The following is a 4,757-nucleotide window of genomic DNA, read 5'->3' as shown; positions in this document are numbered from 1 at the left end:
CCGCGCTGCAACCGCCGCGCCGCCAGCACCGTGCGCGCGCCCGGCGCTTCCGGCGGCTGGTCCAGGGCGGCGCGCAGGGCATCGCGGATGCGCAGGTCGTCCATCACCCGCGCGGCCAGGGCGGGGTTGCGGGCCAGCGCCTCCTCCACCGCGATGCGGCCGGGGAGGTCGAGCTGGTCGTTCAGATAGGCATCGATCTCCATCTCGCCGGGGGAATCAGGCTTTCGGGTCATGCGATCCTCCCACCACACGCAGTTGCGGCGGCCGGGCGGGCTGGGCCTCGCCCGCGTCCATCCGCCGCAGCATCTCCCGGGCACGGCTGAGCCGCGACATCACGGTGCCGGCGGGGACATCCAGGATCTCCGCCGCCTCGGCATAGGAGAGGCCTTCCAGCGCCACAAGGTGGAAGGCGGCGCGCTGCGGCTCCGGCAGGGAGAGATAGGCCTCGAAGATCTCGCGCAGGTGCAGCGCATGGTCCTGTCCGGGCTCGGCATGCGGCGCGGCCAGGCGGCCCACCGCCGCGATGCGCGCGTCCTCGGCGCGGCGGTGCCGCCAGCCGTCGATGAAGCTGTTGTGCAGAACGGCGAAGAGCCAGGTGCGCAGGTTCTCGCCGCGCCGGAAGGTGGCCCGGCGCTCATAGGCGCGCAGCAGCGCGGTATGCACCAGGTCCTCCGCATCCTCCGCGTGGCGCGTCAGCGCGCGCGCATAGCGGCCCATGGGCGCCAGGTGCGCGGTGACATCAAAGGATCTCCAGCCGAAGCTCATGCTGCCCATACGAAGCCGCCGGGCGGTTTCTTCCCGCCCGGCGGCAAAATAACGCCCGCCCGCCGCGCCACCAAGCCGCGCGGCTTCCGGAAGGGGATTGGACGCCGGCCCTTGCCTGCCGTATCGGAGGGGGCGGGAGACCAGCCGGCGCCAGGCCCCGGACGGCGCCGGAGGGGCGGCACCCGCCGGCTGGCGGCCCGCCCGCTGGCAAGAGGAGGTGGCCCCATGTCCGCTGCATCGATCCAAGACGGCCAGGGCGCCGCCCGCCCATGATGCCGGCGCATCCGCTGCGGGTGGGGGACCTCGTGCTGGTCACCGGCGCCTCGGGCTTCCTGGGCTCGGCGGTGACGCGGGCGCTGCTGGCGCGCGGGCTGCGGGTGCGCGCCCTGCTGCGCCCCAGCAGCCCGCGCAACAACCTCAAGGGCCTGGATTGCGAGATCGCGCAGGGGGACCTGACTAATGCCGCTTCCCTGCGCCCGGCGCTGCACGGGGTGCGCTACCTGTTCCATGTGGCGGCGGATTACCGGCTCTGGGCGCCGGACCCGCAGGCCATCCTGCGCACCAACCTGGACGGCACCCGCAACCTGATGCGGGAGGCGATGGCGGAAGGGGTGGAGCGCATCGTCTATACCAGCAGCGTCGCCACCCTGAAGGTGTCCGGCGCCACCGCCCTGGTGGACGAGACGGCGCCGCAGGACCCAGCCGGCGCCATCGGCACCTACAAGCGTTCCAAGACCCTCGCCGAACGCGCGGTGGAGGACATGATCAACCGCGACCGCTTGCCTGCGGTGATCGTGAACCCCTCCACCCCCATCGGGCCGCGCGACATCCGGCCCACCCCTACCGGGCGCATCATCCTGGACGCGGCGCGCGGCAAGATGCCGGCCTTCGTGGAGACCGGGCTGAATTTTGCTCACGTGGATGACATCGCCGCCGGCCACCTGCTGGCTTTCGAGCATGGGCGGGTCGGCCAGCGCTACATCCTGGGCGGCCAGAATGCTTCCCTGCAGGATTTCCTGGCGGAGGTCGCGCGCCTGACCGGCCGCCGCATCCCCACCACCAGGCTGCCCCGCAGGCTGCTCTTCCCGCTGGCCTGGGGTGCCGAGGCGGCGGCCCGCTTCACCGGGCGCGAGCCGATGCTGACGCTGGACGGGCTGCGCCTGGCGCGCCACCGCATGTTCTTCACCTCCGCCAAGGCGGAGCGGGAACTGGGCTACCGCGCCCGCCCCTATGCCCAGGGCGTGGCGGATGCGCTGGGCTGGTTCCGGGGCGCGGGCTACCTGCCATGAGCCTCTGGCTGGGGCTGGGCCTCGTTTCGCTGTTGATCTGGCTGGTGCTGGTGCTGGCGCGCGGCGGCTTCTGGTTGGCGCGGGAGCGCGACGACCGTGACACGCCCCCTGCCCCCGCCCATTGGCCCAGCGTGGTGGCCGTGGTGCCGGCGCGGGACGAGGCGGATGTGATCGCGCGATCGGTCGGCAGCCTGCTGCAACAGGATTACCCCGGCCCCTTCCGCGTCGTGCTGGTGGATGACGGCAGCACCGACGGCACCGCCGCCGCCGCCGGCACCGACCCGCGGCTGGAGGTGCTGCCCGGCGCGCCGCTGCCCGCGGGCTGGACCGGCAAGCTCTGGGCGCAGCAGCAGGGCGTGGCGCGGGCGGGCGAATCGGCGCCCGAATACATCCTGCTGACCGATGCCGATATCGGCCATGCGCCGGAGAACCTGCGCGCCCTGGTCAGCCGCGCCGAGCAGGGCCGGCATGCCATGGTGACGCTGATGGCCGAACTCTCCTGCGCCACGCGGGCGGAGCGCTTCCTGATCCCGGCCTTCGTGTTCTTCTTCCAGATGCTCTACCCCTTCCGCTGGGTGGCGCGGCGGGACCGGCGTATGGCGGCGGCGGCCGGCGGCTGCATGCTGGTGCGCCGCGCGGCGCTGGAGGCGGCGGGCGGCATGGCCTCCATCCGCGCGGAAATCATCGACGACTGCGCCCTGGGGCGGCGGATGAAGGCGCAGGGGCCGGTCTGGCTGGGCCTGACCCGCCGCGCCCGCAGCCTGCGCCCCTATGGCAGCGTGCGGGAGATCGGCCGCATGGTCTCGCGCTCCGCTTATGCGCAACTGGGCTATTCGCCGCTGCTGCTGGCGGGCACGGTACTGGGCATGGTGCTGACCTATCTTCTCCCCCCCGCCCTGGCGCTTTTCGGCCATGGCGCCGCCCAGGCGGCGGGTGCCGCAGCCTGGCTGCTGATGGCCATGGCCTTCCAGCCGATGCTGCGCTTCTACCGGGTCTCGCCGCTCTGGGGGCTGGCGCTGCCGGCCATCGGCGCGGCCTATACGCTCTTCACGCTGCAATCGGCGGTGCAGGTCTGGCGGGGCAAGGGCGGCATGTGGAAGGGCCGGGCGCAGGCCATGGCGGGTGAGGCATGAGCGATTCCAGCACGTTCGCGTCCGGCAAGGGCGACAAGGACGAGAATTTCCCCGTCGCCTCCCGTCTGGTGCGGCCGGAACTGCGCCCCACCATCCTGGCCTTCTACCGCTTCGCCCGCGCCGCCGACGACGTGGCCGACCACGAGACCGCCGCGCCGGAGGAAAAACTGGCGCAACTGGCCCGCATGGAAGCCGGGCTGCGCGCCGACCCCGCCGCCAATGCCGAGGGCGCCGCGCTGCGCCGGGCGCTGGACGCGCGCGGCCTGACCGACCAGCACGCGCTGGACCTGCTGGAAGCCTTCCGCCGCGACGTGACCCAGACGCGCTACGCCGATTGGGCGGAGCTGATGGACTACTGCCGCTATTCCGCCGCCCCGGTCGGGCGCTTCGTGCTGGACCTGCATGGCGAATCCCGCGCCACCTGGGCGGCCAATGACGCGCTTTGCGCCGCCTTGCAGGTGATCAACCACCTGCAGGACTGCGCCAAGGATTTCCGCGCGCTGGACCGCGTCTATATCCCGCTGGACCGGCTCGGCGCCCATGGCATCGGCGTGGAGGCGCTGGGCGCCGTGCAGGCCTCCCCGGCCCTGCGCGCCGTCATCACGGAACTGGCGGAACAGACAGAAGCCCTGCTGGCGCAGTCCCGCCGCTTTGCCGGGCAGATCGCGGACCGGCGGCTGGCGCTGGAAGTGGGCGTCATCCAGGCCCTGGCGGAAAGCCTGACCCGGCGGCTGATGCGGCGGGACCCGCTCTCCCAGCGCGTGCACCACCGGCCGGTGGAGGCGTTGAGCATCGCCTTGGGTGGCGCCGCGGGCGTTGCCGTGGGGCGGCTGGGGCGGATATTCCGGCCGCAGGCAATCGGCACTCCGGGATGACCACCGACACCCTTCTCGCGCCCCAGGCGGTGAATCTGCAGGCGCAGGTTTCCGGCAGTTCCTTCTACACCGCCATGCGGCTGATGCCGCGCGCCGAGCGCGAGGCGATGTTCGCCATCTATGCCTTCTGCCGGCTGGTGGACGACATCGCCGACGACGGCACCCGCCCCCGCCCCATCCGGGCGCAGGAGCTGGAAAGCTGGCGCGCCGACCTCGCCGCGCTCTACGCCGGGCAGCCCGCCGGCCGCGCCGCCTTCCTGGCCGGGCCGGTGCGGGACTTCGGCCTGCGCCACGCCGATTTCCTGGCGGTGATCGACGGCATGGCGATGGACGTGGCCGCCGATATCCAGGCGCCCGGCCTCGCCACGCTGGATCTCTACTGCGACCGCGTGGCCAGCGCGGTGGGGCGGCTTTCCGTGCGCGTCTTCGGCATGGAGGAAGCGCCGGGCCTGGCGCTGGCCCATGAACTGGGCCGCGCGCTGCAACTGACCAACATCCTGCGCGACCTGGACGAGGATGCCGGCATCGGCCGCCTCTACCTGCCGCGCGAAGTGCTGGAGGCCGCCGGCATCGCCAGCGACGATCCGCTGGCCGTGGTGGCCGACCCGCGCGTGGATTCCGCCTGCCGCGCGCTGGCCCCCCGCGCCCTGGCGCATTTCGCCGCCGCCGACCGGCTGCTGGCCAGCCGCCCGCGC

Annotated in this window: 6 protein-coding genes; 4 read left to right on the top strand and 2 right to left on the bottom strand. The window is 73.0% G+C overall.

What is annotated here, in order from left to right; genetic code table 11:
- Together IBL25_RS24495 and IBL25_RS24490 are read right to left on the bottom strand one after the other, a co-directional pair.
- Nucleotides 1-233, bottom strand: a 233-nt coding sequence (locus tag IBL25_RS24495) for an anti-sigma factor family protein (RefSeq protein ID WP_202986881.1), incomplete at its 3' end; no start/stop codon positions are given.
- The gene (locus tag IBL25_RS24490; protein WP_255722684.1) at nt 217-765 is read right to left on the bottom strand and encodes a sigma-70 family RNA polymerase sigma factor; all 549 of its coding nucleotides are present in this window, start codon (nt 763-765) and stop codon (nt 217-219) included. The genes IBL25_RS24495 and IBL25_RS24490, both read right to left, overlap by 17 nt.
- A 269-nt stretch (nt 766-1,034) precedes the next feature.
- Between IBL25_RS24490 and hpnA the strand changes: the two genes are divergently transcribed.
- The 4 genes from hpnA to IBL25_RS24470 form a co-directional block, all read left to right on the top strand.
- Complete coding sequence (gene hpnA / locus IBL25_RS24485; RefSeq protein ID WP_238940643.1) at nt 1,035-2,054, top strand: hopanoid-associated sugar epimerase; 1,020 nt, start codon at nt 1,035-1,037, stop codon at nt 2,052-2,054.
- Nucleotides 2,051-3,187 (top strand): glycosyltransferase, encoded by a 1,137-nt coding sequence (locus IBL25_RS24480; RefSeq protein WP_187781078.1) that lies wholly within the window; start codon nt 2,051-2,053, stop codon nt 3,185-3,187. The genes hpnA and IBL25_RS24480 overlap by 4 nt, the downstream gene beginning before the upstream one ends.
- Nucleotides 3,184-4,062: a squalene synthase HpnC gene (gene hpnC / locus IBL25_RS24475; RefSeq protein WP_187781077.1), complete on the top strand. Its 879-nt coding sequence runs from the start codon at nt 3,184-3,186 to the stop codon at nt 4,060-4,062. Before IBL25_RS24480 ends, hpnC begins: the two co-directional genes overlap by 4 nt.
- On the top strand, nt 4,059-4,757 hold a 699-nt coding region (locus tag IBL25_RS24470), incomplete at its 3' end, for a squalene/phytoene synthase family protein (RefSeq protein WP_187781076.1). The genes hpnC and IBL25_RS24470, both read left to right, overlap by 4 nt.

The sequence above is a fragment of the Pseudoroseomonas ludipueritiae genome, from assembly GCF_014490445.1.
Taxonomy (GTDB): domain Bacteria; phylum Pseudomonadota; class Alphaproteobacteria; order Acetobacterales; family Acetobacteraceae; genus Pseudoroseomonas; species Pseudoroseomonas ludipueritiae.
Note: the sequence above shows the minus strand (reverse complement) of the source record. Positions and strands in the feature narration are given on the sequence as shown.